The sequence below is a fragment of the Spirillospora sp. NPDC046719 genome (genome assembly GCF_040645715.1).
Lineage (GTDB): Bacteria > Actinomycetota > Actinomycetes > Streptosporangiales > Streptosporangiaceae > Spirillospora.
This window is the reverse complement of sequence record NZ_JBEYYT010000737.1, coordinates 1-3,033: the sequence shown is the minus strand read 5'-3', so window position 1 is coordinate 3,033 and position 3,033 is coordinate 1. Positions and strand designations below refer to the sequence as shown.

Below are 3,033 nucleotides of genomic sequence, written 5' to 3'. Positions count from 1 at the left end.
GCGCCCGCACGGGCGGGGAACCGCGGCCGCCCCACGACCGCGGGGGCGCGGGCCCCGGCCCGGGCCCCCCCCCCCCCCCCCCGTCCCGGGCGGCCCATCGGCCGGTCCGCGACGACCCGCTCCAGCAGCGCCGCCGCGTCCGGTTCGCCCGCCGCGATGCGGACGTCCGGCAGCAGGTCGGTGAACGCCCGCACGACCGCGTCCGGGAACGGCATGCCGGGCAGTCCGGACAGCACCGCCGTGTCGACGGACGTGCAGTACCGCCGCACGAGGTCGCCGACCGCGCCGCCGATCGTCGCGTCCGCCCAGGCCGGGTCGATGCCGGACGGCCCGCCCGCGAGCTGGAACCGGCGGTGCGCCGGGTCCGACGGCAGCCCCGGCAGCAGCGCCGGCCACGGCACCGCCGCCAGCTCCCGGAACCCGAGCGGGCCCGCCGCCGGGACGCCGCCCGTCACGAACAGCCGCACCCCGGCGTCCTCCACGGCGACGACGACGAGCGGGCGCTGCGGGCCGAGCGCGTCCAGCACCGCCGCCAGCGGCGGCCGCGCCGCCTCCCGCAGCGCGGCGACCTCCCGCCGCGCCTCCTGCCACTGCGCCTCCGTCGGCCTGCCCCGCAGGTGGGCGGCGTAGGGGAGCCAGTCGTCGCCGGCGCGCGCCGCGGCCCGCAGGTCGAACTCCAGCCGCGCCGCCGACAGCGCCGCCTCCGCCGCCGCCCGGTCGGCGCGCCCGGGACGCCACGGTCCGGCGAGCGTCCACCCGCACACCGCGCACGGCACGTCCCGCCGCGCCGCCGCCGCGTCCACCGCGGCCCGGCCGCCCATGGTGTCGATCGGCACCGTGCAGAGCGGGCAGCGGCCGTCAGCCGAGTTCATCGGGCACATCCTCCGGCAGCAGCAGGTTCAGCATCCGCGCGTCGGCGTCCGGGCGGTCCACCACCCGCTCGGCGAGCCGCGCCTCCATCCGCTCCAGCAGCCGGCGGACGGTCCGGCCGTTGCCGAACCCGGGCCGCCGCGCCGCGTCCGCGAGCCACGCCCGCGCCGCCGGGAGCGTCGCCGGGGCCAGCTCGTAGGCCTGCCGCTCCGCCATCGACCGCAGGATCTCCAGCAGGTCGTCCACCGCGTAGGCGGGGAACTCGATCGTCTCGCCGAACCGGGAGCCGAGGCCGTCGTTGGCCGCCAGGAACCGGCGCATCGGCTCGGGGTAGCCCGCCGCGATCACCGCGAGGCGGCCGCGGTGCCGCTCCATCTCCTCGACGAGCGTGTCGATCGCCTCCTGCCCGAAGTCGTTGTCGCCCCCGGCGGTGAGCGCGTACGCCTCGTCGATGAACAGCACCCCGCCGAGCGCGCGCTCCACGGCCCGCCGGGTCAGCGGCGCGGTCTGCCCGACATAGGACGCGACCAGCCGCGACCGCCCCGTCTCGACGACGTGCCCGCGCTCCAGCAGCCCCATCTCCTTGAAGATCCGGCCGAAGTGCCGCGCCACCGTCGTCTTCCCGGTGCCGGGCGGGCCGATGAACAGCAGGTTCGGCGCGACGACCTCGCCGCGGCCGCGCAGCCGCCGCAGCCGCAGCCGCTTCACCAGCACGTCCGCGCTCCGCTTCACCGGCGCCAGCCCGACCATCGCGTTCAGCTCGCCGAGCAGCTCCGCGGTGTCGCGCGGCGCGGGCCGCGCGTCGAGCCGCAGCCGTTCCGGCAGGTCGCGCGGCTCCAGCGGCAGGTCCCGGTCGTCCTTCACGCGCCGCGCCCACCGCGCCGCCGTCTCCTGCGTGACGTCCCGGACGGCGCGGGCGTTGCCGAACCCCCGGTCGCGGGTGCGGTGCAGCTCCGCGACGGCCTCGCCGAGCGCCGTCTCGAACCCCTCGCCCCACGCCATCCCCATCGGCCGGAGCTGCCGCGCCGCGATCTCCGCCAGCTCCGCCGGCCCGTAGTCGGGGAACGCGATGACGTTCTCGTGCGGGAACCGGCTGCGCAGCCCGGGGTTGCTGTCCAGGAACTCCTGCATCTCGTCCGGGTAGCCCGCGACGATCACCACCAGCTCGGCGCGGTCGTCCTCCATCCGGGCGAGCAGCTCGGTGATCGCCTCCCGGCCGAACCCGTCCGCCTGGTCGCTCAGCTCGTACGCCTCGTCGACGAACAGCACCCCGCCGAGCGCCCCGTCGATCACCTCGCGGGTCCGCGTCGCCGTCTGCCCGACGAACCCCGCCACCAGGTCGCTCGCCCGCACCGACCGGACCCGGCCGTGCCGCAGGATGCCGAGCTCCCGGTACAGGTCGCCGACGATCCGCGCGACCGTCGTCTTGCCCGTGCCCGGGTTGCCGGTGAAGACGAGGTGGTGCGACACCGGTTCCGCGCCCGCCGGCGGCCGGTACCGCAGGCCCTCCAGGTGCCGCTTCACCGGTTCCAGCCCGACCAGCTCGTCCAGCCGCCGCATCACGTCGCCGTCCGCGACCGGCGCGGCGATCCAGCCGTACCGGTGCAGCGGCTCCTGCCCGAGCGGCGTGCCCTCGGCCGCCATCCGCCGGCCGAGCCGCCGCTCCCACGTCTCCAGCGGGACGTCCTGCGCCGCCATCGCCCGGACCGTTCCCTCCAGCCGCGTCCAGTCCGCGATCCGCAGGTTCCGCGCGATCCGCAGCCGGTGCACCAGCCGGGTCAGCTCCGCCTCGCCGGGCGGGCGCAGCAGCCCTGGGCGCGCCGGGCGCCGCTCCTCCGCCTGCACCACCCGCACCAGTCCCGGCAGGTCGCGGCTGCCCTCCGCGAACGCGCGGACCTCCGCGAGCGACGCCCCGCCGAACACCAGCACGCAGATGTTCCGGCTGCCCGGCCGGAACTCCAGCCACCGCTCCAGCGCCGCCGCGAACGGCGCCCGCGCCTCCTGCCAGCGCTCCAGCACCTCCAGCTGCTCGACGACGACGGCCGTCGGCGTCGACTCGTCGAGCATCAGGCTGCGCAGCATCCGCACCGCGAACGCCCCGGACATCGCGCGGCTCTCCGCCCGCGCCGGCGCGGCGGGCGCGGTCCGCAGCCGCCGGCGGCC

2 protein-coding genes are annotated in these 3,033 nt (G+C 77.9%); both read right to left on the bottom strand.

Translation table 11 applies throughout. The features are described from left to right. The coding region (locus tag ABZ914_RS49475; RefSeq protein WP_500201530.1) for a hypothetical protein at nucleotides 1-872 on the bottom strand (872 nt) is incomplete at its 3' end. Next, nucleotides 859-3,033 (bottom strand): AAA family ATPase (locus ABZ914_RS49470; RefSeq protein ID WP_500201529.1); only part of this gene is annotated, 2,175 nt, incomplete at its 5' end. The genes ABZ914_RS49475 and ABZ914_RS49470, both read right to left, overlap by 14 nt.